Source organism: Rhizobium sp. RU33A, from assembly GCF_900156055.1.
GTDB lineage: Bacteria > Pseudomonadota > Alphaproteobacteria > Rhizobiales > Rhizobiaceae > Allorhizobium.
This window is the reverse complement of record NZ_FTMQ01000002.1, coordinates 328,905-355,265: the sequence shown is the minus strand read 5'-3', so window position 1 is coordinate 355,265 and position 26,361 is coordinate 328,905. Positions and strand designations below refer to the sequence as shown.

Sequence of the window (26,361 nt, the reverse complement as noted above, 5' to 3'; positions counted from 1 at the left end):
GATTTGCAAAAGCATTGACATCGGCGTCAAGCGCGATAGATTTTAATGCGAATGACTTGCAAGAACAGGAATGGACCATGGTCTCAAAGCTTGCCTGCCGTCTTTTCGCCCTCGCGCTGATGCTGCCGGGGGTGGCCCTTGCCAACGACAAGCCCAAGGTCGTCACCACCTTCACCGTGATTGCCGATATCGCCCAGAATGTCGCAGGCGACGCCGCGACCGTCGAAAGCATCACCAAGCCCGGAGCAGAAATCCACGGCTATCAGCCGACACCGCGCGATATCCTGAAGGCCCGCGACGCCGATCTGGTGCTGCGCAACGGCCTGAACCTCGAAGCCTGGTTCGAGAAATTCCTCGCCAATCTCGGGGATGTGCCGACCGTCACCGTCAGCGACGGCATCGAGCCGATCGGCATCGCCGGCGGCGCCTATGACGGCAAACCGAACCCGCATGCCTGGATGTCGCCGGAAAATGCGCTGATTTATGTCGAGAACATCCGCAAGGCCCTGACCGATATCGACCCGGCCAATGCCGCGATCTACGAGGCCAATGCCCGGACCTATTCGGATAAGATCCGCGCCGAAATCGAGCCGATGAAGGCGGAAATTGCCAAGGTGCCGGAAAACGAACGCTTCCTTGTCACCAGCGAAGGCGCCTTTTCATACCTCGCCCGCGACCTCGGCATGAAGGAACTCTATCTCTGGCCGATCAATGCCGACAGCCAGGGCACACCCCAACAGGTCAAGGCCGTCGTTGACCAAGTGATCGAAAACAAGATCCCCGTCGTATTCTCTGAGAGCACCGTCTCCGACAAGCCGGCCAGCCAGGTCGCAGCCGAAACCGGGGCACGCTATGGCGGCATCCTCTATGTGGATTCCCTGAGTGAGCCCGACGGTCCGGTCCCGACCTATCTGGATCTCTTGAAGGTGACGGTTTCGACCATCGTGAAGGGATTTGCCGGATGATCATGGGATCGGGCACGAGACGCAGCCGCGAAGGCATCGCCGCAGAGGATGTGACGGTGACCTATCGCAACGGCCACACAGCCTTGCGTCATGCGAGCTTCGCCATCCCGCCCGGCACGATCACCGCACTTGTCGGCGTCAACGGCGCCGGCAAATCCACACTTTTCAAGGCGATCATGGGCTTTGTGCCGGTGGCCTCGGGTGAGATCCGGGTGCTCGGCATGAGCGTCAAGCAGGCACTCAAGCAAAACCTCGTCGCCTATGTGCCCCAGGCGGAAGAAGTCGATTGGAACTTCCCCGTCCTCGTCGAAGATGTGGTGATGATGGGCCGCTACGGCCACATGAACTTCCTGCGCATTCCTTCGAAACGCGATCACCAGCTCGTTGACGAAGCGCTTGCCCGCGTCGGCATGGGCGATTACCGCAAGCGCCAGATCGGCGAGCTCTCCGGCGGCCAGCGCAAGCGCGTCTTCCTGGCAAGGGCACTCGCCCAGGAAGGCCAGGTGATCCTGCTCGACGAACCCTTCACCGGCGTCGACGTCACGACCGAAGAACAGATCATCGGCCTGATGAAGGATCTGCGCGCCGAAGGCCGCGTCATGCTGGTCTCCACCCACAATCTCGGCAGCGTCCCCGACTTCTGCGACCGCACCATCTTCGTCAAGGGCACGGTCATTGCCTCCGGCAAGACCGAGGACACCTTCACCGAGGCGAACCTGAAAACTGCCTTCGGCGGGGCGCTACGCCACTTCGTGCTCGCCGGCCGCGACTTGCACGACGACGACGATGGCCGGGAGGTCACCGTCATCACCGACGACGAACGCCCCTTCGTCATCTATGGCCAGCCGAAACCGGGAGCCGCCGATGCTCGCGACCCTGGTTGAGCCCTTCACCTACGACTACATGCGCAACGCCATTCTGGTGAGTGCACTCGTCGGTGGCGTCTGCGGCTTTCTCTCCGCCTATCTGATGCTGAAAGGCTGGTCGCTGATCGGCGATGCGCTCTCCCATGCCATCGTGCCTGGTGTTGCCGGCGCCTATATGCTGGGTCTGCCTTTTGCGTTCGGAGCTTTCATGTCGGGTGGACTGGCGGCGATGGCCATCCTCTTCCTCAACCAGCGCACCAAGCTGAAAGAAGACGCGATCATCGGCCTGATCTTCACTTCCTTCTTCGGCCTTGGCTTGTTCATGGTCTCGATCTCGCCCGTTTCGATCGACATCAAGACCATCGTGCTCGGTAATATCCTCGCGATCACGCCAGCCGACACGCTGCAGCTCGTGCTGATCGGCGGCGTCAGCCTCATCGTGCTGACGCTGAAGTGGAAGGACCTGATGGTCACCTTCTTCGACGAGAACCACGCCCGCTCAATCGGCCTGAAGCCCGAACGCCTCAAGGTGATCTTCTTCACCCTGCTTGCGGCCTCCACGGTTGCCGCCATGCAGACCGTCGGCGCCTTCCTCGTAATCGCCATGGTCGTCACGCCAGGTGCCACCGCCTATCTGCTGACCGACCGCTTCCAGCGGCTGATTCTGCTGGCGCTAGGCATCGGCGCCGGCACCAGCTTCATCGGCGCCTATGCCAGCTATTTTCTCGATGGCGCAACCGGCGGCATAATCGTCGTCCTGCAGACCATCATCTTCCTCGCAGCCTTCTTGTTTGCCCCGAAGCACGGAATGCTCGCCGCCCGCAGCCGCGCCCGCGAAGCGCTGGAGCCCATGCCTTCCGCATCGACGGCAGAGCCTCACCGCTTAGCCGAGGAGCGGACCGCATGAGCGATATCCTCGAACTGGCCATCCTCCCCTTCCAGCTGCCCTTCATGCAGACGGCTTTCCTGGTCACGCTGATGATTGCCATTCCGATGGCGCTTCTCTCCTGCCTGCTGGTGCTCAAGGGCTGGTCACTGATGGGCGATGCTGTCTCGCATGCGGTGCTGCCCGGCGTTGTCATCGCCTATATCGCCGGCATTCCGCTTGCCATCGGCGCCTTCATCGCCGGCCTCGTCTGCGCGCTTCTAACCGGCTTCATCAAGGAAAACAGCCGCATCAAGGAAGACACGGTCCTCGGCATCGTCTTTTCCGGCATGTTCGGCCTCGGCCTCGTCCTCTATGTCAAGGTCCAGAGCTCCGTGCATCTCGACCATATCCTCTTCGGCGACATGCTGGGCCTGCTGCCGTCGGATCTCATCGAGACCGGCCTGATCGCCCTCTTCGCCACGGCGTTCCTCGTCGTCTTGCGCAAGGATCTTCTGGCCCATGCCTTCGATCCGCAGCACGCCCGCGCCATCGGCCTCTCAGTGCGCCTCCTGCATTACGGCCAGCTTGCCGTACTCTCGCTGGTCGTCGTCGGCGCCTTGAAGGCCGTTGGCATCATCCTCTCGGTCGCCATGCTCGTTGCCCCCGGCGCCATCGCCTTCCTGCTCACGAAGCGCTATGCAACGATGCTGGTGACGGCTGTGATCGTCGCGGTCTCGTCCTCGCTTGCGGGCATCTATCTGAGTTTCTTCATCGACAGTGCCCCCGCCCCGACGATCGTGCTGATCATGAGCGGCATCTTCATTCTGGCCTTCTTCCGCACGCTCTGGCAGGCACGGGGCGTGAACCGCATCGCCGTAGCAGAAGACATCTGATCGCCCTTCCACTTGGCATGGATCAAGTGTGCAAGGGCAAGACCGGGCTAGGGTCACACCATCAACGCGAGGATGGATGCCCATGTCGACGATGAAGCTTCTTCAGAACCCCACCCGCCACCTGTTCTTCACCGGCAAGGGTGGCGTCGGCAAGACCTCGCTCAGTTGCGCGACCGCCATTGCGCTCGCAGACCAGGGGCTGAAGATCCTGCTTGTGAGCACCGACCCCGCCTCAAATCTTAACGAAATGCTCGGCGTGCATTTGGGCAGCGATCCGACACCCGTGCCGAGCGTGCCAGGCTTGTCCGCGATGAACATTGATCCTGAAGCCGCAGCCGAAGACTACCGTTTGCGCGTGCTCGGCCAGATGGAACCTGATGCGACCGACAAGGACCGCGCCACCGTGCGCGAACAGCTCTCCGGCGCCTGCACCACAGAGATTGCTGCCTTCGACGAATTCGTCGGTCTGCTCGCCGATGACAACCCGCTGTTTGACCATATCATCTTCGACACGGCGCCGACCGGCCACACCCTGCGGCTCCTCAGCCTGCCCAAGGCCTGGACCGGCTTTCTGGAGGCCAATGAACGCGGTGCCTCCTGCCTTGGGCCCCATTCCGGACTGAAGATGCAGGAAGACCGCTTCCGCACGGCGCTCGAATGCCTCGGCGATCCCGCCCGCACCACCATCGTGCTCGTCGCCCGTGCCGATCGAGGCGCGATCCGCGAAGCCGCCCGGACCGCCGGAGAGCTCTCCGAGCTCGGCCTTTCCAACCAGATGCTCGCCATCAACGGCCGCTTCACGCCGTCAGATCCAAATGATCAGGTGGCGAGCGCCTTCGCGGCAGAACAGACGAACGCGCTGACTGACCTGCCAACCGCTCTGGCATCCCTCCCCCGCGACGAGGTTGCGCTTAAACCCTTCGACATGGTGGGGCTTGCCGCACTTCGCGGACTGCTGTCCGAAACGCCCCTCACACCCCCCGGCGATACCGCAGACGACACCTTCGAAAGCCCCGACCTCCCCCGTCTCTCGACGCTGGTCGACGAAATCGCGGCAAGCGGCAAGGGCCTTGTCATGGTCATGGGCAAGGGCGGCGTCGGCAAGACCACCGTCGCCGCAGCCGTCGCCGTCGGGCTTGCCGCCCATGGCCATACAGTCCACCTCACGACGACAGATCCGGCAGCCCATCTGTCCTTCGTCGTCGGTGCCGCCGCCATGCCCGGCCTGACGGTCGACCGCATCGACCCCGAGGCAGAAACGACCCGATACATCGACAAGATCATGTCGACCAAGGGCCGGGATCTCGATGACGCCGGCCAGGCCCTGCTGCGCGAGGATCTCGCCTCGCCCTGCACCGAGGAAGTCGCCGTCTTCCACGCCTTCTCCCGCGTCGTCGGGGAAGCGCGCTCGAGCTTCGTCGTCATCGACACCGCGCCCACCGGTCACACGCTTCTGCTCCTCGACGCCACCGGCGCCTACCATCGCCAGATGACACGCCACATGGACGACAACGCTCCCGGGCGCATGGTGACCCCGCTGATGCGCCTGCAGGACCCCGCCTATACACGCGTCCTGCTGGTCACCCTGCCGGAGACGACACCGGTCTCGGAAGCATCAGCCCTGCAGGACGACCTGCGCCGCGCCGGCATCGCGCCCTATGGCTGGGTGGTCAACAAGTCGATGGCGATCACAGGCACCCGCGATCCGCTGCTGCGCGCCCGCATCCGGGGCGAGAAGGCACAGATCGAAAGGGTGAAGCGCGATTGCGCCGATCGCGTCTACGGCCTGGACTTCAGACCTGTCGCACCGGTGGGGCTGGAAGAACTGAAAGAGATCGCTGAGGAGCAATAAGACCTCCGCAGCGCCTTACACCCGCGCCTCTTCCTCGGCGCGCTTGGCCCGACGCGACACCACCCATTCCCGCCAGACGGTGAAGAGACCCGCACCGACGACGATGACCGCGCCCACGACCGTATTCCAGCGCAACACTTCGCCGAACACGGTGACCGCAATCATCGCACCCAGCACCAGCTGCCAATAGGAGATCGGCTGGACGATGACGGCATCGAGGTTCTCATAGGCCTTGATCAGCGCAAGATGGCCGATGATGCCGGTGCAACACAGCGCTAACATCAGGCCCCATCCCACGGGCGTGAACGGCGTCCAGAAAAACGGTCCGAGCAGGTTGGAACCGATGAAGCCGACGATCGCCAGATAGAAGAAGCTGGTCGATGGCTGGTCGTCGCGACTGACGAGACGTGTGGCAATACCGTAGATTGCCCCTAGCACCGCGCAGATCAATGGCAGCCAGATATAGCTATTGAAGCCATCACCGCTGGGTGCCAGCATGATGACGACGCCGACGAGGCCGAAAAGGATCGCCGTCCAGCGCCGCCAGCCAACCTTTTCGCCGAGGATCGGCATGGAGAGAAGCGCCACGAAAATCGGCCCGGCCGCAAAGATAGCCTGGCTCTCCGCCAACCCCACCTGGGTAAAGGCGACGATCGAGATCAGGATCTGCGAAAATAGGATGAGACCGCGCAGGAGTTGCAGGACAGGCCGCTTTGTATTCACCGCCGCCCGCAGCCCACCGGACGAGCGCACGGCAAGAAACAGCGCGAAAGCGACGAAGGCCCAGTAACGCACCATGGCCACCTGCACCGGCGAATGGCTTTCGCCGAGGTGCTTGGAAAGGCCGTCCTGCATGGCAAAGACGGAAAAGGCGAGGAAGGTGAAGAGATAGCCGAGCGGCGTCGATTTCATGGGGTGAGAAAGCTTTGCACGAGAAGGGATCCGTGGGCGAACCAACGGCGCGGGCGATGCAATCCTACACCTTGGCCGCGTGTTGCCTAGTGCAGTTTTGCATAGCTGCCGTGTAACCTGACAACCTTTCGCCTGGCGCCCTTCGACCAGCTTGCCTCCAGACGGACGCCATGCTTCAAAAGGCCATGGCCTTCACCCTCCGTCAGTTGCAGTATTTCGTCGCCGTCGCCGAACAGGGATCGGTGACACGCGCTGCTCAGAACCTGTTGATATCCCAGTCTTCCGTCACCGAGGCGATCAAGGAACTCGAGGGCGATCTCGGCGTCGAACTCTTCGAGCGCCACCCACGCGGCCTGACGATTACCTATAACGGCCATCAGTTTCTGCGCCACGCAACGAAGATTCTGGCCGATGTGTCCGATGCCCGCAACGTCTTCACGGAAACCCGGCATAGCACCGGCGGCACGCTCAACATCGGCGTCACCTCGCTCGTCGCCGGCTACGTCCTGTCAGATCTACTTGCCCGCTACCGCCGCGCCTGCCCGGGTGTCGAGGTCACGGCGATTGAAGACAATGGCTCCTATCTCGAACACCTGCTGATCGGTGGCGAACTGGATGTCGCCGTCATGGTCATCTCCAACCTGCGCGACCGTATGGCGCTGCAGGCCGAGATCCTCGAAACCTCGCCCTACCGCCTCTGGCTCCCCATCGGCCACCCACTGGTCTCGGCGGACATCATCTCGATTGCCGACATCACGAAAGAACCGCTGATCATGCTGACGGTGGACGAAATCGAGGAGAATACCGGCAAGCTCTTGTCGGCACTCGGCGCCCGCCCGCATGTCGCCTTCCGCACCCGCTCGGTCGAAGCCGTGCGCAGCTTGGTCGCGACCGGCGCCGGCGTGGCGCTCCTGCCCGATCTCGTCTACCGCCCCTGGTCGCTGGAAGGCGACCGCATCGAAAGCCGCGACGTTTCGGGCGCGCTCCCCGTCGTGCAGGTCGGCATGGTTTGGCGGAAGGGCTCGAGCCTGCCGCAGGCGGCACGAGATTTTGTGGGAATTGCCGAGGCGAGCCGGAGTGGACGGGTGCGGTAAACGCCTGGCAGCCGCCATAGAATAGCCCCTCATCCCTGGCGCAACAAGTTGCGCCTGAGCTGCCGCCACCTTCTCCCCGTGAACGGGGAGAAGGCCACCGGGGCCGCCCGTTTGCCCCTTCTCCCCGCCTGCGGGGAGAAGGTCCCGGCAGGGGAATGAGGGGTATACCCACGAACCAGCAGAAAGTCCGCCGCCATCGGAAAAACCGATACCGGCATTCTGACGAATGAATTTGCGAATGCGGTTAATTCGCGGCAACTTTCTTTCCGGGAACATAAAGCCGCAAAACGCGGCCCTCACAACCGGGAGACCTCGCGATGAAATCTCTTCTGAAGTCTTGTACTGTCCTCGCCTCTGTATTGAGCATGACCACCGCCGCTGTCGCTCAGGAGCCATTGCAGGCTTTGGGTGCTGGCGAAGGCGCGCTCTCCATCGTCGCCTGGGCCGGCTATATCGAGCGCGGCGAAACCGACAAGAACTTCGACTGGGTTACCGAATTCGAAAAGAAGACCGGCTGCATGGTCTCGGTAAAGACCGCCGCCACCTCGGATGAAATGGTCGCCCTGATGAACGAAGGCGGCTTCGACCTCGTCACCGCCTCTGGTGACGCGTCGCTCCGCCTCGTCGCCGGCAAGCGCGTCCAGCCGATCAACACCGCCCTCATCCCCTCCTGGAGCACTATCGACGAGCGCCTGCAGAACGCCCCCTGGCACACCAAGGACGGCGTCCACTACGGCACGCCCTATGTCTGGGGCCCGAACGTGCTGATGTACAACACCCAGGCCTTTGGCGACAAAGCCCCGGACAGCTGGAACGTGGTATTCGAGGAAGTGACGCTCGCAGACGGGAAGTCCAACAAGGGCCGAGTCCAGGCTTATGACGGTCCGATCCATGTCGCCGATGCTGCCAACTACCTGATGTTCCACAAGCCGGAACTCGGCATCAAGGACCCCTTCGAGCTGAACGAAGACCAGTACAAGGCAGCCCTTGACCTGCTGCGCGGCCAGCGCCAACTCGTCAGCCGCTACTGGCATGACGCCTTCATCCAGATCGACGATTTCAAGAACGAAGGCGTGGTTGCCTCCGGCTCTTGGCCCTTCCAGGTCAACCTCCTGAAGGCCGACCAGCCCGTCGCATCGGTCTTCCCGAAGGAAGGCGTCACCGGCTGGGCCGACACCACCATGCTGCATGCCGAGAGCGAGCACCCGAACTGCGCCTATATGTGGATGGAGCATTCGCTCTCGCCCAAGGTCCAGGGTGACGTCTCTGCCTGGTTCGGCACGGTTCCTTCTGTTCCAGCCGCTTGCAAGGGCAATGCGCTCCTGACCGACGAAGGCTGCACCCTCAACGGCTTCGACAACTTCGAACAGATCAAGTTCTGGAAGACCCCGGTCTCCAAGTGCGAAAGCCAGGGCGAATGCGTCCCCTACCACCGCTGGGTTTCCGACTACATCGGCGTCATCGGCGGACGTTGATCTTCCACCTCCCCCTTGAGGGGGGAGGTCGCGCGGAACGCGCGGGTGGGGGTGATCTGTGGTTCAACAGAACGCTCGTGGTCACCCCACCCCGGACCTTCGGTCCGACCCTCCCCCTCAAGGGGAGGGTGCAGACCCCCGCTGGCCTTCTGCCGGCACCCTACTGAAATTCTGGAGTCCTTGATGTCCGCAGCCGTCTCCTTCTCGAAGGTCTCGCGCCATTTCGGCAGCGTCAAAGCCGTCGATGCCGTCGACCTGACCGTCGAGCCAGGCGAATTCTTCGCCATGCTCGGGCCCTCGGGCTCCGGCAAGACGACCTGCCTGCGCCTGATTGCCGGCTTTGAACAGCCGACCGCGGGCCATATCGAGATCTTCGGCGAGACAGCCGAGGGCGTGCCGCCCTATCGCCGCAACGTCAACACGGTGTTCCAGGACTATGCCCTCTTCCCGCATCTCAACATTCTCGACAACGTCGCCTATGGCCTGATGGTCAAGGGCGTGGCCAAGGCCGAACGCCACCGCGAGGCCGAGAAGGCGCTGGAGATGGTCAAGCTCCCCGGCTACGGCGCCCGCAAGCCCGGCCAGCTCTCCGGCGGTCAGCGGCAGCGCGTGGCGCTGGCCCGGGCGCTGGTCAACAAGCCCAAGGTCCTCCTGCTCGATGAGCCACTTGGCGCGCTGGACCTGAAGCTGCGCGAACAGATGCAGGAGGAGCTGAAGAGCCTGCAGCGGGCGCTCGGCATCACCTTCGTCTTCGTTACCCACGACCAGGGCGAAGCGCTCTCCATGGCCGATCGGGTCGCCGTCTTCAACGACGGCAAGATTGTCCAGGCCGGAACACCGCACGAGATCTACAACCGCCCCCGCACCCGCTTCGTTGCCGATTTCGTTGGCTCCTCGAATGTGATTGCACCGGACGCCATGAAGGCGCTGGGCGGTGAAGCCCGCTGGACGAGCCTGCGCCCCGAAGCGATCCGGATCGTCTCGGAAGGCGGCATCGAGGCGACGGTGCGCTCGACCAGTTTCCTCGGCGCCTCGACCAAGCTCTTTGTCGACACGGCCGTGACCGCTCTCACGCTCTCGCTGCCAGCCGGCCAAGCCGCGCCTCAAACAGGCGAAATCCGCATCGCCTGGTCGACTGCCGACCCACATTACATGGAGGAGGCCGCATGACGGCGATCTCCACATCTGCCATCACCCCTGGCCGTCAGGGCCTGATGGGGCGGCTCTCGGATCTGTTCTGGCGGAGGCCCAACCTGCTGTTGGTTCTGATGCTGGTGCCGCCCCTGCTCTGGCTCGGCATCATCTATGTCGGCTCGCTCTTTGCACTGCTCCTGCAGAGCTTCTTCTCGATCGACGAATTCTCCGGCCTGATCAATTACGAGTTCACACTCGCAACCTATGGCGAACTGCTCCGCCCGGCCAATTTCGACATCATTCTGCGCACGCTCCTGATGTCGGCCGCCGTCACGCTGGCCTCCGCCGTCATCGCCTTCCCGATCGCCTATTACGCGGCGCGGTATGCGAAGGGCCGCTGGAAGGCCGTCTTCTATCTCGGCATCATGCTGCCGCTCTGGTCGAGCTATCTCGTCAAGGTCTACGCCTGGAAGCTGATCCTCGCCAAGGAAGGCATTCTCACCTGGATCTTCGCCAAGCTGCATCTCACCTGGCTGCTCGATGGGCTGCTCGCCGTTCCCGTCATCGGCGGCAATTCGCTGTCGATCAGCTATCTCGGCACCTTCATTGTCTTCGTCTATGTCTGGCTGCCCTTCATGATCCTGCCCACCCAGGCAGCGCTCGAACGCGTGCCCGGCAACCTGATCGAAGCCTCGGGCGATCTCGGCGCCGATAGCCGCCAGACCTTCCGCCACGTGCTCTTTCCCTTGGCTCTGCCCGGCATCGTCGCGGGCTCGATCTTCACCTTCTCGCTGACCATGGGCGATTACATCATCCCCCAGATCGTCGGCACCTCGCGCCTCTTCATCGGCCAGGCCGTCTATGCCCAGCAGGGCACGGCGGGCAACATCCCGCTTGCCGCCGCCTTCTCGGTCGTGCCTATCGTAATCATGGGCATTTATCTGACCATCGCCAAACGCATGGGGGCCTTCGATGCGCTCTGACCGCTCCCAGTCATCAGGCCTGTCCTTGAAGATCGCCGCCGGCGCCGGGCTTGCCTTCCTGCACCTGCCGATCCTCTTGATCTTCGTCTATGCCTTCACCACGGAGGAAAAGAGCTTCCAGTGGCCGCCACCGGGCTTCACCACCAAATGGTTTGCCGTCGCCTGGAACCGCCCGGACATCTGGGAAGCGCTGACGCTCTCGGTCAAGGTCGCGAGCATCGCAACCGTCATTGCCATGGTGCTCGGCACGCTCGCAGCCGCAGCCGTCGCGCGCACGAAATTCTTCGGCCGGGAAGTGATCTCGCTGCTCGTCATCCTGCCGATTGCACTGCCCGGCATCATCACCGGCATCGCGCTGCGCTCGGCCTTCTCGCTGGCGGATATCCCTTTCACCTTCTGGACGATCATCCTCGGCCACGCCACCTTCTGCGTCGTCGTTGTCTACAACAACGCCGTCGCCCGTTTCCGCCGCACCTCCGGCTCGCTGATCGAGGCCTCGATGGATCTTGGCGCCGATGGTTTCCAGACCTTCCGCTATGTGATCCTGCCGAACATCGCGACAGCACTTCTGGCCGGCGGCATGCTCGCCTTCGCGCTCTCCTTCGACGAAGTCATCGTCACGACGTTTACCGCGGGCCAGCAGTCAACCCTGCCGATCTGGATGCTGGAAGAACTGATCCGCCCGCGCCAGCGTCCGGTCACCAATGTGGTCGCGATGATCGTGGTGATCGTCACTTTCCTGCCCATCCTGGCGGCCTATTATCTGACCCGCGATACCGACCAGATCGCAGGCAGCGGCAAATGATGAACCACCGAACCCGTGCGGCCTCGGCCGCCGGTCTCGCAATTGAAGTCTGATAAAAGGGAGAACGACATGGACACCCAAATGCTGATCGGCGCCAAGTTCGAAGCCGGCACAGAGACGGACGAAAAGATCCTGAACCCCAAAACCGGCGAACTCATCGTCGATCTCCCGGAAGCCTCGCTTGCTCAGGTCGAGGCGGCCGTCGACGCTGCCGAAGGCGCCTTCGTCTCCTGGTCGCAGACGACGCCCGGCCAGCGCGCCGGCTACCTGCTCGCCATTGCCGACGCGATTGAAAAGGACGCAGCCGCTTTTGCAGCCCTTGAAAGCCTGAACTGCGGCAAGCCGATCAATGCCGTCCTGAATGACGAAATCCCGGCGATCGTCGACTGCTACCGCTTCTTTGCCGGCGCGATCCGCACGCTGCAGGCCCCGGTCTCGGGCGAATATCTGCCTGGCTTCACCTCGATGATCCGCCGCGATGCCGTCGGCGTCATCGGCTCGATCGCGCCGTGGAACTATCCGCTGATGATGATGGCCTGGAAGCTGGCACCGGCGCTTGCCGGCGGCAACACCATCGTCTTCAAGCCCTCCGAACAGACGCCACTGACGGCGCTGAAGCTCGCCAAGGTCATGGCTGACATTCTGCCCGAAGGCGTGGTCAATGTCGTGCTCGGCCGCGGCGAAAGCGTCGGCAATGCGCTGATCAATAACCCGAAAATCCAGATGCTGTCGATCACCGGCGATATCGCGACGGGCAAGAAGATCATGACGGCAGCCGCCAAGACGGTGAAGCGCACCCATCTGGAGCTCGGCGGCAAGGCCCCGGTCATCGTCCATGACGATGCCGATATCGATGCCGTCGTCTCCGCCATCCGCACCTTCGGCTACTACAATGCCGGCCAGGACTGCACCGCCGCCTGCCGCATCTACGCCGCCGACAAGATCTACGACCGCTTCGTTGCCGATCTCGCGAGCGCCGTCTCCACGATCAAGTTCAACCAGGCCGACGATGCTGAAAACGAGATCGGCCCGTTGATCTCAAAGCGCCAGCGCGACCGCGTCGAAAGCTTCGTCACGCGCGCCGCCGAACACAAGCACATGGAAGTCGTGACCGGCGGCAAGCTCGGCTCCGACAAGGGCTTCTTCTACACGCCAACAGTCATTGCCGGCGCGACGCAAGACGACGAAATCGTACGCCGCGAAGTCTTCGGCCCCGTTGTCTCCGTGACCCGCTTCACCGAAGCCGAACAGGCCGTCTCTTGGGCGAACGACAGCGACTACGGCCTTGCCTCCTCCGTGTGGACCAAGGACATCTCCCGCGCCATGCAGACCGCCGCCAAGCTGCGTTACGGCTGCACCTGGATCAACACCCACTTCATGCTCTGCAACGAAATGCCCCATGGCGGCATGAAGCAGTCGGGCTATGGCAAGGACATGTCGGTCTACGCGCTGGAAGACTACACGACCGTCCGCCATGTGATGATCGCGCATTGAATTCTTCAGGGGGGCCTGCCGGCGATAAGGGGAAGGGGTCACCTCGGTGGCCTCTTCCCTTTTGGCTGTTGGCATTTACCCTGACACAGCAAAGCGGTGGCGGCATCACGCCGCCGCCGGTATGGTGCTGAGCACTTCTGGGAGCCCCGCATGTACCACCGCGCCACGATGATGATCCTGACTGCTTTCGCCTGGATGGCAGGTACCAACCTGGTCGCGCATGCTCAGGAACCGCAAGTCATCCCCGCCCCGGACCTCGATGGTGGCGGAGCGCTGATGGACACCTATCTCTGGCATGTGCGCGGCCTGCCCCCTGGCCAGCGCCTTGCCGTCCATTCCGGCGCCGGACCGAATTTCCGGGTCATCCACGCGCTCGACGAGGGCCAGCCGATCGAACGCCTCTCCTGTCGCGACAGTCGTGGCGGCTACTGGTGCCGCATCGCCACCGTCGACCGTCCCCGCATTTCAGGCTGGGTCGATGGACGGTTTTTGCTGGAGGAAAGCGGCTTCGCGCCGCCGCAGGATGAACGCGATGCGCTGACAGATCCGCTGATCGTGATCGATCCGTTCGAGCGACCACGGCGCCCCTGAGTCACGACTTCCCTGCAGACTGTGGTCGCCCAGGCCGCATCTTTTCTCCGGCGTCCCAGTCTCGCACAAAAAATGGCCGCAGCTTTCGCCACGGCCATCTCCGAACTCACAACGAGAGCTTTTACCTGATCAGGCGGCCAGCGCCTTGGCGATCTGGCCGCGCAGCGTATCCATATCCTTGGCAAAACCGCGAATGCCTTCAGCAAGCTTCTCGGTCGCCATCGCGTCCTGGTTCATCGCCCAGCGGAAAGCCTTTTCGTCGAGCGAGACATGCGGCTCTGCCTTGACCGTTTCTGGCGAAAGCGCGCGGGCAAGCGTACCCTGGTCCGCATTCAGCTCGTCGAGCAGCTGCGGGCTGATGGTCAGGCGGTCGCAACCGGCCAGCGCTTCGATTTCGCCGGAATTGCGGAAGGAGGCGCCCATGACGATCGTGTTGATGCCGTTCGCCTTGTAGTAGTTGTAGATCGAGCGGACGGAGACGACGCCCGGATCGGTTTCGGACGTGTAGTCCTCACCGGTCGACTTCTTGTACCAGTCGAGGATGCGGCCGACGAAGGGCGAGATGAGGAAGACCTTGGCTTCGGCGCAGGCAATCGCCTGGGCCTTGGAGAAGAGCAGCGTCAGATTGCAGTCGATGCCTTCCTTCTGCAGCACTTCGGCCGCGCGAATGCCTTCCCAGGTGGAGGCGAGCTTGATCAGGATGCGATCCTTCTCGATGCCGCGCTCCTTGTAGCCGGCAATGATCTGGTGCGCCTTTTCGATCGACGCCTTGGTGTCGAAGGAAAGGTCGGCATCGACTTCGGTCGACACGCGGCCCGGGACGAGTTCAGCCAAGGCAGCGCCGACAGAGATCGCCATGCGATCGGCAATCGCGCCGATCACGGCATCATCCTGACCGCCCTTGGCCTTGCCCCAGGTGATCGCTTCCTGGAATGCATCCTTGAACGCGTCGGTGCCGAGCGCCTTCAAGACGATCGAGGGATTGGTGGTGCAATCGACCGGCTTCAGGCGGCGGACGGCTTCGATGTCACCGGTATCGGCGACGACGGTCGTCATGGAACGAAGCTGTTCGAGTTTCGAGGTCATCGGGTCATCCTTCGGCTGCGCGAAAAGGGTTGGCAACCGGCATTTGCATGCCGGTCTCGTTGCCCGGACTATCGCCATCCACAGACGGCAAAGTCAAGACATATGTCCTTTGAATTTGACATAAGTACCACAAGAACGGATAGTGCCCGCTGGAAGTTCCCCATTTGAGAGAGATCTTGGCCAAGCTCCGACGCGAGACCCACACCACCCTTTCGGACGCAGCAGCGCTGCGCATCCGCGCCGCCTGGCTCTATTACAACGAGGGCCTGACGCAGAAGGACGTGGCCGACCGCCTCGGCATCAGCCGCTCGACTGTCATCCGCATGCTGGAGGAGGCGCGCAAACGCGCCGAAGTGCAGATCTGGATCAGCGACGGGGTGGCCGACTGCGTTGATCTCGCCGTGCGGCTGGAAAAGGCCTATGGCCTCGACGAGGCCGTCGTCGTCCCCTCGCCCGACAGTCAGGATGCAGCCTCGATCGCCAAGTCAGTCGGTCTCGCCCTTGGCCAGTTCCTGACCGAAGCCATCACCAACGACATGACGATCGGCGTCGGTTGGGGCCGAACCATGACGGCGTCGCTTGCCGGTTTCCGGTCGCCCGGCCGGGAAAACTGCAAGGTCGTCTCGCTGCTCGGCGGGATCGTGGCAGTGCGCCAGACCAACCCAATCGACTATACCTGGCGGCTGGCAAGCCAGCTCGGCGCCGAATGTTACATGTTCCTCGCACCACTTCTCGTCGATTCGGTTACGACGAAGCGGGCACTGATCGAGGAATGCGGATTAAAGGCGATCTACGACCTTGCCGAAAACCTCGACCTTGCCATCGTCTCCTGCGGCGACATCGGCCCGCACTCCACCTCGCTCTCCGAAGGCTTCATCAGCCACCAGACCTTGACAGAACTGGTCGACGCCGGCTGCGTCTGCGACACCATGTTCAACTTTCTGGATGCCGACGGGAACTCCGTCGCCCATCCGATCAACGAGCGGGTGATGTCGGTCGATTTGGACACGCTGAAGAAGGCCAAGCACATCGTGCTGTCTTCAGGCGGCGCGCATCGCGCCAAGGCCATCAGGGCGACGATCCGGCGGATTGGGTGTAATACGCTGATTACCGATGAGGCAGCGGCGCGGGAGTTGTTGGGGCTGGCGGGCTAGAGCTGCTCCGGCCAGGCCCGGGCGCCATGCGGAACGAAGAGAACTTCGACATGATCGTCCCGCACTCGGTAGGCGACGATGTATCCAAGATCGGCCAGCACCAGTTCGCGTGTGCCCTCGATCTCGCCGCGTCGCCCGAGAAAAGCATTTTGCGTCAACAGGCGCAGCGTCCGCCCGTGAATTGACCGCACGAGACGTGCCGCCGCAGCATGGTTGCGCTCAAAGAGGTAATCGCCGATGGCCGCGAGCTCTCGAAGATAACGCCGCGTCCAGACGATACGCATGGCTTCACAAGGAGCCGTACTTGTTCAGGACGGCCTCGATCTCCGCCTCGGTAGCAAACTCTCCACGCTCGGCCTCAGCCAGCCCCTCAAGCACACCAGCAACGTACTGCTCCTGCCAGGCGAGCGAGCGGCCCTGAGCCAACGCATCCTCGACGATCTGATCGCGGGACAGATTGCTCCGCTCGACCAGACTGTCGATCCGTCGGCTAATGTCTTCAGGGAGTTGAACCGTATTGCGCATGATCCCTCCTCTCACAGAAGCAGCCATCAGAAAAGCATCGCGCTTCACCCCTTCCCCGCCTCCCAGCCGAGCATGGCCCGCTTGCGGGTCAGCCCCCAGTGATAGCCGGTCAGCGCGCCGCTCTTGCCAAGTGCCCGGTGGCAGGGCACGACAAACGAGATCGGGTTGCGGCCGACGGCAGCCCCCACGGCACGGCTGGCCGTCGGCTGACCGATCTTTTGGGCGATGTCGGAATAGGTGACGGCCTTGCCGAGCGGGATCTGGAGAAGGCTTTCCCAGACTCGGATCTGGAAGTCCGAGCCGATCAGCACGACGCGCAAGGGCTCTTCCGCAGACCAGCGCTCCGGGTGGAAGACGCGTGCCGCATAAGGCGCCGTCGCACCGATATCCTCGACGTAATGCGCATTCGGCCAGCGCTGCGCCATGTCATCGAAACAGGCGACCTCGCCGCCGACATCGGCAAAGGCGAGCCCCGCCAACCCGCGCTCGGTGATCATGACAAGCGCCAGCCCGAAGGGCGAAGGATGGTAGCCGTAGCGGATCGTCAGCCCTGCGCCGCGTGCCTTCCACTCCCCGGGGCTCATCGCTTCATGGGTGACGAAGAGGTCATGCAGCCGGCCGGGGCCGGAAAGACCGAGTTCCAGTGAGGTCTCAAGCAGCGGCAATTCCTCGCGCCCCAGCAGCCGCTTGGCATGGTCGAGCGTCACGGCCTGCAGGAAGGCTTTGGGGGAAAGGCCCGCCCAGCGGGTGAACGTCTTCTGCAATTGCGTCGGCGACTGGCCCAGCCGCTCGGCGATCACCTCCAGCGATGGCTGGCTCTGATAGTCCAGCGTCAGCAGCTCGATCACCTGCCGCACGGTCTCATAGTCAGAGCCATATGGCGTGATGTCGGTAGAGCCGGAAAGGTTGATCTGTTGCGCAAGCGTCATGGCGAAATCCTCAATCTGAACGGGACTTCACCACGGGCAAGCCTTCGACGCCACCCGTTTCTTGCGGTAATGTCAGGCACTCAGATCCGCTGCTTGGCCGTCGCGAGTGCCCCCGTCAGGGCCTTTGCAAAACTTTCGCGATCATCCGGGTTGAGGAAGGAGCCGACATCAGTGCCGCGGCCCTCACCGCTCACCACCATCGATGTGATGCCAAACTCATCATGGCGGTGCACGAAGAACCGCGCCCACAGCGTCTTGAAGCTGTGCTCGGTCATCCGGCCGGCGGGTGTGAACTTGCGGATTGAGAGACTGGTCCGAGACACCGTCACCTCTTCTCGCGCACGGGCAGCCCGATAATTCAGCCAGAAGGCACCGTAGAGCAGGAGAAAATCTATGCCGAAGAAGACACCGATCGGCCAGGCACCGGTCGCCATGAAAAAGATCGCATGGACGAGACACACGGTCCCGGTGACGGCGAAAAGAATGCGATACCCCTTGCGCCCCAACGACCGGTAGGGCGTCAGTTCCGCTGCGAAAATCGGCTGGTCCGCCGCCTGCTCGAGATTGCCTTCCATCACCACGCCCGACTATAGGTTTTCCATGACTGAAGCGAAGCCGAAATCCAGCACCCAAACCTTGAAAAAGTCAAATCCTGCGACCCGTCGCAAGCCAGCGGCACGCCGTCGCACGGCTTATTCAAAGGCCGAATTGGAAGAGATCTTCCGCCGCTTCTCGATCCAGAGGCCGGAGCCCAAGGGCGAGCTGGAACACGTCAACCCGTTCACGCTTGTCGTTGCCGTGGCTCTCTCCGCCCAAGCAACAGACGCCGGCGTAAATAAGGCGACGCGGGCGCTGTTCAAGGTGGCCGACACGCCGGAAAAGATGCTGGAGCTCGGCGAGGAAACGGTCCGCGATTACATCAAAACGATCGGGCTTTACCGCAACAAGGCGAAGAACGTCATCGCGCTGTCCCAGAAGCTGGTCGACGATTTCGGAAGCGTCGTGCCGCGCACCCGCGAGGAACTTGTGACGCTGCCGGGCGTGGGCCGCAAGACCGCAAACGTCGTGATGTCCATGGCCTTCGGCATACCCACAATGGCGGTCGACACGCATATCCTCAGGATCGGCAACCGCATCAAGCTCGCGCCCGGCAAGACGCCGGATGAGATCGAGGAGATCCTGATGCGGATCATCCCAGATGAATACCTCTTCCACGCCCATCACTGGCTGATCCTGCACGGGCGCTACTGTTGCAAGGCGCGGCGCCCCGAATGCGAGAAATGCGTGATCGCCGACATCTGCAAGTCGCCGGAAAAGACTTGCGACGTGCCAGCACCTTTGGTCGAGCTGCCGCCGCAGGCGATCAGCGCCGTCGAATAAGGCTCAACGGGCGAGAGCCACGTCCCGCGCGGCGAGCGCCTTGTGCAGATGCACCATCAAACCGGCCGCGAACAGCGGCGTGAGCAGATTGACGATCGGCACGGCCAGAAACAGCGCGATGACGAGACCCGCCATGAATACGGTGCCCGAATGGCGGGAACGCAGAAGTTTCGCCTCTTCGACACTGCGGAACCGCATGGCCGCGAACTCGAAGAATTCCCGGCCGAGCAGATAGCCGTTCACCAGGAAGAAGGCCAGAATGTTGATGCCGGGGATGAAGAGCAGCATCAGCGCGATCAGGTTGCCGACGACGACCACACCGAAGAACTTGATCGAGGCGACGATCGCCTGTCCCATCGGCATGGCCTTGCCCGGCGGGTCGCTGGGATAATCCCGCTTCTCCACGACTTCGGCGACATCATCGAGAAAGAGACCGGCAATGATCGCAGTCACCGGCGAGAGCAGCAGCGCAAGTCCGAGTGCGAGCCCGATGCTGGCGAGGATTCCGAAGATGAAGGTCAGCCAACCGGCCCAGTCCGGAAGCTCGGGAATGAAACCCTGGAGCAGCGGCATGATGAAGGCGATGAAGCTTTCGCGCAGCCCGAACCACAGGCCGATCAAAACTAGGATCGTCAGGCTGAGCGTCTTCCAGAAGACGGAGCGGGTCTCCGGGGCGAAGAGGTTGCGCAGGGACAACGCGGCAGCGTCGAAAATCATAGGGGTCTCCTTCATCTGTCGCTGTGATGTAGGAGACCCGGGCGCCCGCTGCAATGCGGGACGTCAGCCGAGACGATAGAGGTCGGGCCGCCGGTCGATCAGATAAGGGTTCTGCGCCTTCGCATCGTCATAGGCGGTCGGGTCGATCTCGGCGACCAGCAGCGTCTCGCGCATACCGGCACGGGCCAGCTCGTCACCATCTGGCCCGAGGATCACCGACCGACCGCCATAGGTGAGCCCGTTTTCTTCTCCGCAGAGATCGGCATAGACGACGAAGACGCCATTCTCGAAGGCGCGTGTCGGCACAACCGTATCGGCCACCCGTCGGCTGATGATCCCTTCCGGCAGGGCGGTCGGCACCAGGATCAGTTCGGCACCGGCGAGCGCCAGCGTTCTTACATTCTCTGGGAATTCGACATCGTAGCAGATCAGCATGCCGGTCTTGATGCCGTTCAGATCGAAGACTTCAGGCGCCTCGGAGCCCGGCACAAAGGCCGCGCGCTCGCCGTCGCCATAGAGATGGCTCTTGCGGTAGAATTCTGTGCTGCCATCCGGCCGGACAAGCACAGAGGAATTGAAGACATGATTGCCGTCGCGCTCGGGGAAACCTGCGCAGATCGAAAGCCCGCAATCGGCCGAAATTTCTGTCAAAGCGCCGATGATCGAACCATCGCGCCCTTCCGCCACTTCTTCGAAGTGCGAACCGAGTGCGTATCCACTGGTGCCGAGTTCGGGCGTGACCAGAAGCTCCGCGCCCATTTCCGCCGCCGCCATCGCAGCTTGGGCGATCTTGCCGATATTGCCCGGAACGTCGCCGGAAAGTGGCTGCATTTGATAGAGCGAAATCAGCATGATGCACCTGTCTGCGTCGGAATCTCGGATTGAACGTTAGTGCTGCTTGCCTAGCGAAGACAAGCGGCAACTCCAAGGCAAGCCGCGCAAGGTTGCCTTTCTTGTCTCGGACCTTATCTTTACGAGATGGAACATGAAACCAAAGCAGGCTTGTCCTGATGGCTTTTGTCGTTACGGCCGCCGTTGCCTTGCTGCTGATAGAGCTTTATCTGAGGCGCCGCCCCTGGGCGATCGCACTGACCGGCGTGATCGCTGTCGTCGGCACCGTGATCTGGATCTTCAGCGACGATCAGTCACGCAGCCAGAGAAGTGCTGTCTCTGCCGTCACAGTGGATGTCGGAGCCGACGGCGAGACTTGTCTTGATCCGACCCTGCCGCTGGCTGCGACCCTCACCAATTCTTCCGGAGACATGATAAACCGCATTGCCTTTGACCTGATCGGACAACAGGCGGAACGAGCCGGCACCGCCTATCGCGGCACTCTCCGTCATGATCAGGTTCTGGCCCCAGGCGAAAGCATCACACGATGCTTCCCCCTGCTCTACCACGGGTTTGCCCACCCGCGTCCACAGATCATCGATGCGACGAAATATGAGTGGACGGCACACGTGACGCTTGTCGGCTTCGGCAACGCGCCCTCCCCGTAGGCATCCACCTCCGAGCATGGAAAAAAGGCTGGCGGAAACAGTGTCTCACACCTGAACCAGATGCCCCTCGCTCACCTCCCGATACTGGCGCGCAGGCGGTTGGTAGCCCACGGGCCGAATGGGGCTCTTGATCTCGTCGGTCGACAGATTGCGCTTGAGCTTGCGTCGCGCCGGATCCGGCACCGGCACCGCCGCCATCAGCTTCTTCGTGTAGGGATGTTGCGGATTGTCGAAGACGGCCTGACGCGGACCGATCTCGACGATTTCGCCGAGATACATCACGGCTACCCGGTGGCTGACCCGCTCCACGACGGCCATGTCGTGGCTGATGAAGAGATAGGCGAGGTTGAAGCTCTGTTGCAGGTCGAGCAGCAAATTGCACACCTGCGCCTTGATCGACACGTCGAGCGCCGAGACGGCCTCGTCCGCAACGATGATCTTCGGATCGAGCATCAGCGACCTGGCAATCGCGATGCGTTGCCGCTGGCCGCCTGAGAATTCATGCGGATAGCGCGGCATCATGTCGGCCGACAGCCCAACCCGTTCGAGGAGATCGGCGGCCTTGTCGCGCGCTTCCGCTTTCGAACCGAGCTTGTGTTCGACGAAAGGCTCCATCACCGCCTGCCCGACGCTCATGCGCGGATCGAGACTGGCGAAGGGATCCTGGAAGACCATCTGGATGCTGCGACGCATGCGCCGGAGCGAAGCTTCGTCGAGGCTGCCGACGGTGTAACCGTCAACAGTGATCTGACCCGAAGTCGGCTCTACCAGCCGGGTGATCGAGCGGCCCGTGGTGGACTTGCCGCAACCCGATTCGCCGACCAGGGACAAGGTCTCGCCCGGCTTGAGGGTGAAGGAGACGTTTTCCACCGCATGCACCGCACCGCTCTTGCGACCGAACAGGCCGGACCGGATGTCGAAGCGGGTGGTGAGGTTTTTCACCTCCAGCAGTGGTTGGCTTGCCTTTTCCGGAACTCCGGCTTCCGCCTCCGGCACCAGCGTGGCCCCGGTCTTGATATCGATGACCGGGAAACGCATCGGCCGCTCCCGCCCGCCCATGGATCCGAGCTTCGGAACGGCGGACAGCAGTGCGCGCGTATAGCGATGTTGGCCACGATTGAAGATGTCGTCCGTCGTCCCCGTTTCCACGGCCTCGCCGCGGAACATGACGATCGTGCGGTCCGACACTTCGGCCACCACACCCATGTCATGAGTGATGAAGAGCACCGCCATGCCCTCCTCGTCCTGAAGCGTCTTGATCAGGTCGAGGATCTGGCCCTGGATGGTGACGTCGAGCGCGGTGGTCGGTTCATCGGCGATCAGCAGCTTCGGCCGGGATGCAAGTGCCATGGCGATCATCACGCGCTGACGCATGCCGCCGGAGAACTGGTGCGGATATTCATCGAAGCGGTTCTTCGCATTCGGGATACGGACCCGGTCGAGCAGCCGCAACACCTCGGTCTTCGCCTCTGCATTGGAGATATCGCGATGGCACGTGATGGCCTCGGCAATCTGCTTGCCGATCGGAAAGATCGGATTGAGCGAGGTCATAGGCTCCTGGAAGATCATCGAGATCTGGTTGCCGCGCACCTGGCGCATCTGCTCGGAATCGAGCGTCAGAAGTTCGCGCCCCTCCAGTTTGACGCTCCCCGCGATGCGACTCGTCAACTCCGGCAGAAGCCGCATGATCGACAGCGAGGTCACGCTCTTGCCCGACCCCGATTCGCCGACGATCGCCACGGTCTCTCCCGAGGCGACGTCGAGATCCATGTTTCGCACCACAGACCGCCACTCGGTGCCGACCCTGAACGAGGTCGTCAGACCCCGCACCGACAGCACCGGCGCCCTGCTTGCTTCTGTTGCCTGCTCCACCACAGCCATATCCCGTTCCCCTGTTTTTATCTGTGTCGAGATGTGGTCGTGTAATCAGGCGGCGAGTGCCGTTTCGGCAAGCGTCACCCAGTAGCTGATGCCATAAGGGATGACCTCGTCGTTGAAGTCATAGGCGGAGTTGTGCAGGTTGGCCGTGTTGCCATTGCCGATGAAGACAAAGGAGCCGGGCCGCGCTTCGAGCATGTAGGAGAAATCCTCAGCACCCATGGCCGGCGGGAAGGCATCGCTGACGGCATGATCGCCGGCCACCTTGCGCATGATATCGAGCGCGAACTCGGTCTCCGGTTCATGGTTGACGGTGACCGGATAGCCGCGGTGATAGCGCAGCGTCGCCTTGCCCCCCATCGCCATCGCGACACCGGAGGCAATCTCGCCGATGCGGGCCTCGGCCATATCGCGCATTTCCGGCATCAGCGTGCGAACGGTACCGGACAAGGTTACCGCATCGGGAATGACGTTATAGGCATCGCCCCCATGGATCTTTGTAACGGTGACGACCACTGAGCCAAGCGGATCCGTTTCGCGGGCGGCAATCGACTGAAGTGCCACGACCACCTGTGAAGCTGCCAAAACCGGATCGATGCTCTTGTGCGGCTGCGCGGCATGACCGCTGCGGCCTTCCACCACGATGTCGAACTGGTCGGCAGCGGCCATGACCGGGCCCTTCTTGGTGGCAAAGGTGCCGACAGCCATGCCGGGATGATTGTGCATGCCATAGACCTGGCGGATGCCGAATTTCTCCATCATGCCGTCGGCGACCATCTCGCGCGCCCCACCGCCGCCCTCTTCAGCCGGCTGGAAGATCACGGCGATCGATCCGCGGAAATTGCGGGTCTCGGCGAGATACTTGGCCGCACCGAGCAGCATGGCCGTATGGCCGTCATGGCCGCAGGCATGCATCTTGCCGGGCGTCTTGGAGGCCCAGGGCTTGCCGGACATTTCATGGATTGGCAGGGCATCCATGTCGGCACGGAAGCCGACGACCGGCCCGTCGCCGCGGTGGCCCTTGATAAGCGCGACCACACCGGTCCGGCCGATCCCCGTTTCGATTACGTCGCAGCCGAATTCCTTGAGCTTCTCGGCCACGAAGGCCGCGGTGCCATGCACATCGAACAGAAGTTCGGGATTCTGGTGCAGATGGCGGCGCCACTCAGCGACCTCGGGCTGGAGTTCGCTGGCGCGGTTGAGCACTGGCATGAAGTAACCTCTTTTTGTCGTTGTTCCCCGCAGGATTTCGCGCATACTGTGCCGCGATGCGCAGCTTTGGCAAGCCGCAAAATTCCGTCTTGCATGGAAAATAGGCTTGTGATTACATGGCCTAAATTTTAGCCAACCCGACAGAGACTGGGCTGTCCGGGAACGCATCGCGCGACTCTGCGGAGCGCCAAAAACTGGAAAAATTTCCTGCAATACCAAGAAGATAGACGGTTGACATTTGGCGAATGGGCTGGCCACATCGCTGGCCGGCAGATCGGTCTTCCATCGTGCCTGCGAACAAAAATAATGGGGAATGAGCACATGAACACTCGCAAAATGATGCTGGCGGCGTCGGCTGCCGCTTTCGCGCTGACGGCAGCGCCGGCAATGGCCGAACGCGGCACGGACGGCGACCTGAAGATCATCTTCTGGCAGGCCGTCTCGACGATGAACCCGTATCTGTCGGGGGGCACCAAGGAAGTCTACGCAGCCTCGATGGTCATCGAGCCGCTCGCCCGCTACGACGAGACCGGCGCGCTGGTGCCGATGCTGGCCACGGAAATCCCGACTGTTGAAAACGGCGGTGTCGCGGCCGATTTCAAGAGCATAACCTGGAAGCTGAAGCCCGACCTGAAGTGGTCCGACGGTTCGGCCGTCACGGCCGAAGACGCAATCTTCACCTGGAAATACTGCACGGCCCCGGACGGCGGCTGCGCGCAAGGCGCCTACTTCGAAGGCGTGACCAATGTGGAAGCCGTCGACGCCTCCACCATCAAGGTCTCCTTCGCCGATGCCAAGCCCTACCCCTACAGCGCCTTTGTCGGCGCCCAGGCTCCGATCATCCAGGCAGCCCAGTTCAAGGATTGCCTTGGCGCCAAGGCACCGGAATGCACGGCCGCCAACTTTGGCCCGGTTGGAACCGGCCCCTTCGTCGTAAGCGAATTCAAGCCGAATGACGTCGTGACCTTCACCGCCAACCCGAACTACCGCGACGCCGCTAAGCCGGCTTTCGCCTCGGTCACCCTGAAGGGCGGCGGTGATGCCGCTTCCGCAGCGCGCTCGGTTCTCGAGACCGGCGAATTCGACTATGCTTGGAACATGCAGGTCGAGCCCGAAATCCTCGACCAGATGATGGCTGCCGGCAAGGGCAAGATCGAAGTTGCCTTCGGCACCCAGGTTGAACGCATCGACCTCAACCCTTACGGCGTCGATCCCTCGCTCGGCGACACGCGCTCGACCAAGGAAGCGGGCCCACACCCCGCGCTTTCCGACCCGGCCGTTCGCCGCGCGCTCTCGATCGCGATTGACCGCGAAATCATCGACGAAGCCGGCTATGGCCCGAACGGTCAGCCGACCTGCAACATCCTGCCGGCGCCGGATATCTATGTTTCCACCGCCGTTGACTGGTGCCTGAAGCAGGACATCGAAGGCGCAAACAAGCTGCTCGACGATGCCGGCTGGGTCATGGGCTCGGATGGCATCCGCGAGAAGGACGGCGTCAAGCTCTCCTTCCTCTACCAGACCTCGACCAACTCCGTCCGCCAGGGCACCCAGGCACTGGTCAAGGACATGTGGAGCCAGATCGGCGTCTCCGTCGAACTGCGCAACATCTCGGCATCCGTCTTCTTCGGCGGCGACCCGGCCTCTCCGGACACCTTCCAGAAGTTCATGGCCGACATCCAGATGTACACCAACAACTTCGACGGCACCGACCCCGAGAAGTACATGGCGGGCTGGATGTGCGACAAGATCCCGAGCCCGGCCAATGGCTGGCAGGGTGAAAACATCGTCCGCTACTGCAACGCGGACTATGATGCGCTCGTGAAGGAACTCGGCCAGACCGGCGAACTGGAAAAGCGTGCCGAGATCGCAAAGAAGCTGAACGACATGCTCTCCAACGATGTCGCCCAGATCCCGCTGATCCATCGCGGTCAGCCCTCGGCTGTCAACAACACGCTGGTTGGCGTGAAGATGAACGCCTGGGACTCGGAACTCTGGAACGTCGCCGACTGGTCGCGCGCTAAGTAATGCCCTACACGCCGGGCCTGC

General features: G+C 62.4%; 26 protein-coding genes. 16 read left to right on the top strand and 10 right to left on the bottom strand.

Annotated features, from left to right (window positions below; translation table 11 throughout):
* Positions 1-77: 77 nt before the first annotated feature.
* From BW978_RS07675 to arsA, 5 genes are all read left to right on the top strand, one after another.
* A complete protein-coding gene (locus tag BW978_RS07675; protein ID WP_076393808.1) occupies positions 78-965 on the top strand; it encodes a metal ABC transporter substrate-binding protein in 888 nt (295 codons plus the stop codon).
* Between the two features lie 2 nt (positions 966-967).
* Positions 968-1,849 carry a manganese/iron ABC transporter ATP-binding protein gene (locus tag BW978_RS07670; protein ID WP_076394900.1) on the top strand — a complete coding sequence of 294 codons (882 nt, stop codon included), beginning with the start codon at positions 968-970 and terminating at the stop codon, positions 1,847-1,849.
* Complete coding sequence (locus BW978_RS07665; protein ID WP_076393807.1) at positions 1,830-2,738, top strand: metal ABC transporter permease; 909 nt, start codon at positions 1,830-1,832, stop codon at positions 2,736-2,738. Before BW978_RS07670 ends, BW978_RS07665 begins: the two co-directional genes overlap by 20 nt.
* Positions 2,735-3,592 (top strand): metal ABC transporter permease, encoded by an 858-nt coding sequence (locus tag BW978_RS07660; RefSeq protein ID WP_076393806.1) that lies wholly within the window; start codon positions 2,735-2,737, stop codon positions 3,590-3,592. The genes BW978_RS07665 and BW978_RS07660 overlap by 4 nt, the downstream gene beginning before the upstream one ends.
* An 82-nt stretch (positions 3,593-3,674) precedes the next feature.
* A complete protein-coding gene (gene arsA / locus BW978_RS07655) occupies positions 3,675-5,444 on the top strand; it encodes an arsenical pump-driving ATPase (protein WP_076393805.1) in 1,770 nt (589 codons plus the stop codon).
* 15 nt (positions 5,445-5,459) lie between these two features.
* Here arsA and BW978_RS07650 read toward each other — a convergent pair whose 3' ends face one another.
* Complete coding sequence (locus BW978_RS07650) at positions 5,460-6,356, bottom strand: DMT family transporter (protein ID WP_076393804.1); 897 nt, start codon at positions 6,354-6,356, stop codon at positions 5,460-5,462.
* A gap of 185 nt (positions 6,357-6,541) precedes the next feature.
* Between BW978_RS07650 and BW978_RS07645 the strand changes: the two genes are divergently transcribed.
* From BW978_RS07645 to BW978_RS07615, 7 genes are all read left to right on the top strand, one after another.
* Positions 6,542-7,450, top strand: a complete 909-nt coding sequence (locus BW978_RS07645; RefSeq protein ID WP_076394898.1) for a LysR family transcriptional regulator — start codon at positions 6,542-6,544, stop codon at positions 7,448-7,450.
* Positions 7,451-7,767: 317 nt separating this feature from the next.
* Entirely contained in the window at positions 7,768-8,925 is a 1,158-nt protein-coding gene (locus BW978_RS07640) for an ABC transporter substrate-binding protein (RefSeq protein ID WP_076393803.1), read from the top strand.
* A gap of 183 nt (positions 8,926-9,108) precedes the next feature.
* Positions 9,109-10,095, top strand: coding sequence for an ABC transporter ATP-binding protein (locus BW978_RS07635; RefSeq protein ID WP_076393802.1), 987 nt, complete (start codon positions 9,109-9,111; stop codon positions 10,093-10,095).
* Complete coding sequence (locus BW978_RS07630) at positions 10,092-11,042, top strand: ABC transporter permease (protein WP_076393801.1); 951 nt, start codon at positions 10,092-10,094, stop codon at positions 11,040-11,042. The genes BW978_RS07635 and BW978_RS07630 overlap by 4 nt, the downstream gene beginning before the upstream one ends.
* Positions 11,032-11,847: an ABC transporter permease gene (locus BW978_RS07625; protein ID WP_076393799.1), complete on the top strand. Its 816-nt coding sequence runs from the start codon at positions 11,032-11,034 to the stop codon at positions 11,845-11,847. The genes BW978_RS07630 and BW978_RS07625 overlap by 11 nt, the downstream gene beginning before the upstream one ends.
* Positions 11,848-11,916: 69 nt before the next feature.
* Positions 11,917-13,341 (top strand): gamma-aminobutyraldehyde dehydrogenase, encoded by a 1,425-nt coding sequence (locus tag BW978_RS07620; protein WP_076393797.1) that lies wholly within the window; start codon positions 11,917-11,919, stop codon positions 13,339-13,341.
* A 150-nt stretch (positions 13,342-13,491) separates the two neighbouring features.
* Positions 13,492-13,932 (top strand): SH3 domain-containing protein, encoded by a 441-nt coding sequence (locus BW978_RS07615; RefSeq protein WP_244551917.1) that lies wholly within the window; start codon positions 13,492-13,494, stop codon positions 13,930-13,932.
* A gap of 129 nt (positions 13,933-14,061) precedes the next feature.
* Here BW978_RS07615 and tal read toward each other — a convergent pair whose 3' ends face one another.
* Positions 14,062-15,018 (bottom strand): transaldolase, encoded by a 957-nt coding sequence (gene tal, locus BW978_RS07610; RefSeq protein WP_076393795.1) that lies wholly within the window; start codon positions 15,016-15,018, stop codon positions 14,062-14,064.
* 176 nt (positions 15,019-15,194) lie between these two features.
* On the opposite strand from tal, the gene BW978_RS07605 reads away from it, so the two are divergent.
* Positions 15,195-16,172, top strand: coding sequence for a sugar-binding transcriptional regulator (locus BW978_RS07605; RefSeq protein ID WP_076394894.1), 978 nt, complete (start codon positions 15,195-15,197; stop codon positions 16,170-16,172).
* On the opposite strand, the gene BW978_RS07600 is transcribed toward BW978_RS07605, so the two are convergent.
* From BW978_RS07600 to BW978_RS07585, 4 genes are all read right to left on the bottom strand, one after another.
* The gene (locus BW978_RS07600) at positions 16,169-16,456 is read right to left on the bottom strand and encodes a type II toxin-antitoxin system RelE/ParE family toxin (RefSeq protein ID WP_076393793.1); all 288 of its coding nucleotides are present in this window, start codon (positions 16,454-16,456) and stop codon (positions 16,169-16,171) included. The genes BW978_RS07605 and BW978_RS07600 overlap by 4 nt on opposite strands.
* A gap of 4 nt (positions 16,457-16,460) precedes the next feature.
* On the bottom strand, positions 16,461-16,697 hold the full coding sequence (locus BW978_RS07595; RefSeq protein ID WP_076393791.1) for a CopG family ribbon-helix-helix protein: 237 nt from the start codon (positions 16,695-16,697) through the stop codon (positions 16,461-16,463).
* 44 nt (positions 16,698-16,741) lie between these two features.
* Entirely contained in the window at positions 16,742-17,626 is an 885-nt protein-coding gene (locus tag BW978_RS07590; protein WP_076393789.1) for a methylated-DNA--[protein]-cysteine S-methyltransferase, read from the bottom strand.
* Between the two features lie 80 nt (positions 17,627-17,706).
* The gene (locus BW978_RS07585) at positions 17,707-18,201 is read right to left on the bottom strand and encodes a DUF2244 domain-containing protein (protein ID WP_076393787.1); all 495 of its coding nucleotides are present in this window, start codon (positions 18,199-18,201) and stop codon (positions 17,707-17,709) included.
* 25 nt (positions 18,202-18,226) lie between these two features.
* On the opposite strand from BW978_RS07585, the gene nth reads away from it, so the two are divergent.
* A complete protein-coding gene (gene nth / locus BW978_RS07580) occupies positions 18,227-19,006 on the top strand; it encodes an endonuclease III (protein ID WP_076393785.1) in 780 nt (259 codons plus the stop codon).
* A gap of 3 nt (positions 19,007-19,009) precedes the next feature.
* On the opposite strand, the gene BW978_RS07575 is transcribed toward nth, so the two are convergent.
* Positions 19,010-19,723 (bottom strand): sulfate transporter family protein, encoded by a 714-nt coding sequence (locus tag BW978_RS07575; protein WP_076393783.1) that lies wholly within the window; start codon positions 19,721-19,723, stop codon positions 19,010-19,012.
* Positions 19,724-19,786: 63 nt separating this feature from the next.
* Complete coding sequence (locus BW978_RS07570) at positions 19,787-20,575, bottom strand: carbon-nitrogen hydrolase family protein (RefSeq protein WP_083697531.1); 789 nt, start codon at positions 20,573-20,575, stop codon at positions 19,787-19,789.
* A gap of 158 nt (positions 20,576-20,733) precedes the next feature.
* On the opposite strand from BW978_RS07570, the gene BW978_RS07565 reads away from it, so the two are divergent.
* Complete coding sequence (locus BW978_RS07565) at positions 20,734-21,222, top strand: hypothetical protein (RefSeq protein ID WP_076393779.1); 489 nt, start codon at positions 20,734-20,736, stop codon at positions 21,220-21,222.
* A 45-nt stretch (positions 21,223-21,267) separates the two neighbouring features.
* Here the strand turns inward: BW978_RS07565 and BW978_RS07560 are convergent, their stop codons facing one another.
* Complete coding sequence (locus BW978_RS07560) at positions 21,268-23,103, bottom strand: ABC transporter ATP-binding protein (protein WP_076393777.1); 1,836 nt, start codon at positions 23,101-23,103, stop codon at positions 21,268-21,270.
* 45 nt (positions 23,104-23,148) lie between these two features.
* Positions 23,149-24,312, bottom strand: a complete 1,164-nt coding sequence (locus BW978_RS07555) for a M20 aminoacylase family protein (protein WP_076393775.1) — start codon at positions 24,310-24,312, stop codon at positions 23,149-23,151.
* 321 nt (positions 24,313-24,633) lie between these two features.
* On the opposite strand from BW978_RS07555, the gene BW978_RS07550 reads away from it, so the two are divergent.
* On the top strand, positions 24,634-26,340 hold the full coding sequence (locus BW978_RS07550) for a peptide ABC transporter substrate-binding protein (protein ID WP_076393772.1): 1,707 nt from the start codon (positions 24,634-24,636) through the stop codon (positions 26,338-26,340).
* Positions 26,341-26,361 lie beyond the last annotated feature (21 nt).

Excerpts from the sequence above, each read along its gene's own strand:
- arsA (WP_076393805.1), top strand. The coding sequence starts at position 3,675 with ATGTCGACGATGAAGCTTCTTCAGAACCCCACCCGCCACCTGTTCTTC.
- BW978_RS07675 (WP_076393808.1), top strand. The coding sequence starts at position 78 with ATGGTCTCAAAGCTTGCCTGCCGTCTTTTCGCCCTCGCGCTGATGCTG.
- BW978_RS07560 (WP_076393777.1), bottom strand. The coding sequence starts at position 23,103 with ATGGCTGTGGTGGAGCAGGCAACAGAAGCAAGCAGGGCGCCGGTGCTG.
- BW978_RS07620 (WP_076393797.1), top strand. The coding sequence starts at position 11,917 with ATGGACACCCAAATGCTGATCGGCGCCAAGTTCGAAGCCGGCACAGAG.
- BW978_RS07630 (WP_076393801.1), top strand. The coding sequence starts at position 10,092 with ATGACGGCGATCTCCACATCTGCCATCACCCCTGGCCGTCAGGGCCTG.
- BW978_RS07550 (WP_076393772.1), top strand. The coding sequence starts at position 24,634 with ATGAACACTCGCAAAATGATGCTGGCGGCGTCGGCTGCCGCTTTCGCG.
- BW978_RS07640 (WP_076393803.1), top strand. The coding sequence starts at position 7,768 with ATGAAATCTCTTCTGAAGTCTTGTACTGTCCTCGCCTCTGTATTGAGC.
- BW978_RS07635 (WP_076393802.1), top strand. The coding sequence starts at position 9,109 with ATGTCCGCAGCCGTCTCCTTCTCGAAGGTCTCGCGCCATTTCGGCAGC.
- BW978_RS07615 (WP_244551917.1), top strand. The coding sequence starts at position 13,492 with ATGTACCACCGCGCCACGATGATGATCCTGACTGCTTTCGCCTGGATG.
- nth (WP_076393785.1), top strand. The coding sequence starts at position 18,227 with ATGACTGAAGCGAAGCCGAAATCCAGCACCCAAACCTTGAAAAAGTCA.
- BW978_RS07585 (WP_076393787.1), bottom strand. The coding sequence starts at position 18,201 with ATGGAAGGCAATCTCGAGCAGGCGGCGGACCAGCCGATTTTCGCAGCG.
- BW978_RS07595 (WP_076393791.1), bottom strand. The coding sequence starts at position 16,697 with ATGCGCAATACGGTTCAACTCCCTGAAGACATTAGCCGACGGATCGAC.
- BW978_RS07645 (WP_076394898.1), top strand. The coding sequence starts at position 6,542 with ATGGCCTTCACCCTCCGTCAGTTGCAGTATTTCGTCGCCGTCGCCGAA.
- BW978_RS07565 (WP_076393779.1), top strand. The coding sequence starts at position 20,734 with ATGGCTTTTGTCGTTACGGCCGCCGTTGCCTTGCTGCTGATAGAGCTT.
- BW978_RS07600 (WP_076393793.1), bottom strand. The coding sequence starts at position 16,456 with ATGCGTATCGTCTGGACGCGGCGTTATCTTCGAGAGCTCGCGGCCATC.
- BW978_RS07590 (WP_076393789.1), bottom strand. The coding sequence starts at position 17,626 with ATGACGCTTGCGCAACAGATCAACCTTTCCGGCTCTACCGACATCACG.
- BW978_RS07575 (WP_076393783.1), bottom strand. The coding sequence starts at position 19,723 with ATGATTTTCGACGCTGCCGCGTTGTCCCTGCGCAACCTCTTCGCCCCG.
- BW978_RS07625 (WP_076393799.1), top strand. The coding sequence starts at position 11,032 with ATGCGCTCTGACCGCTCCCAGTCATCAGGCCTGTCCTTGAAGATCGCC.
- BW978_RS07665 (WP_076393807.1), top strand. The coding sequence starts at position 1,830 with ATGCTCGCGACCCTGGTTGAGCCCTTCACCTACGACTACATGCGCAAC.
- BW978_RS07660 (WP_076393806.1), top strand. The coding sequence starts at position 2,735 with ATGAGCGATATCCTCGAACTGGCCATCCTCCCCTTCCAGCTGCCCTTC.
- BW978_RS07570 (WP_083697531.1), bottom strand. The coding sequence starts at position 20,575 with ATGCTGATTTCGCTCTATCAAATGCAGCCACTTTCCGGCGACGTTCCG.
- BW978_RS07650 (WP_076393804.1), bottom strand. The coding sequence starts at position 6,356 with ATGAAATCGACGCCGCTCGGCTATCTCTTCACCTTCCTCGCCTTTTCC.
- BW978_RS07555 (WP_076393775.1), bottom strand. The coding sequence starts at position 24,312 with ATGCCAGTGCTCAACCGCGCCAGCGAACTCCAGCCCGAGGTCGCTGAG.
- BW978_RS07670 (WP_076394900.1), top strand. The coding sequence starts at position 968 with ATGGGATCGGGCACGAGACGCAGCCGCGAAGGCATCGCCGCAGAGGAT.
- tal (WP_076393795.1), bottom strand. The coding sequence starts at position 15,018 with ATGACCTCGAAACTCGAACAGCTTCGTTCCATGACGACCGTCGTCGCC.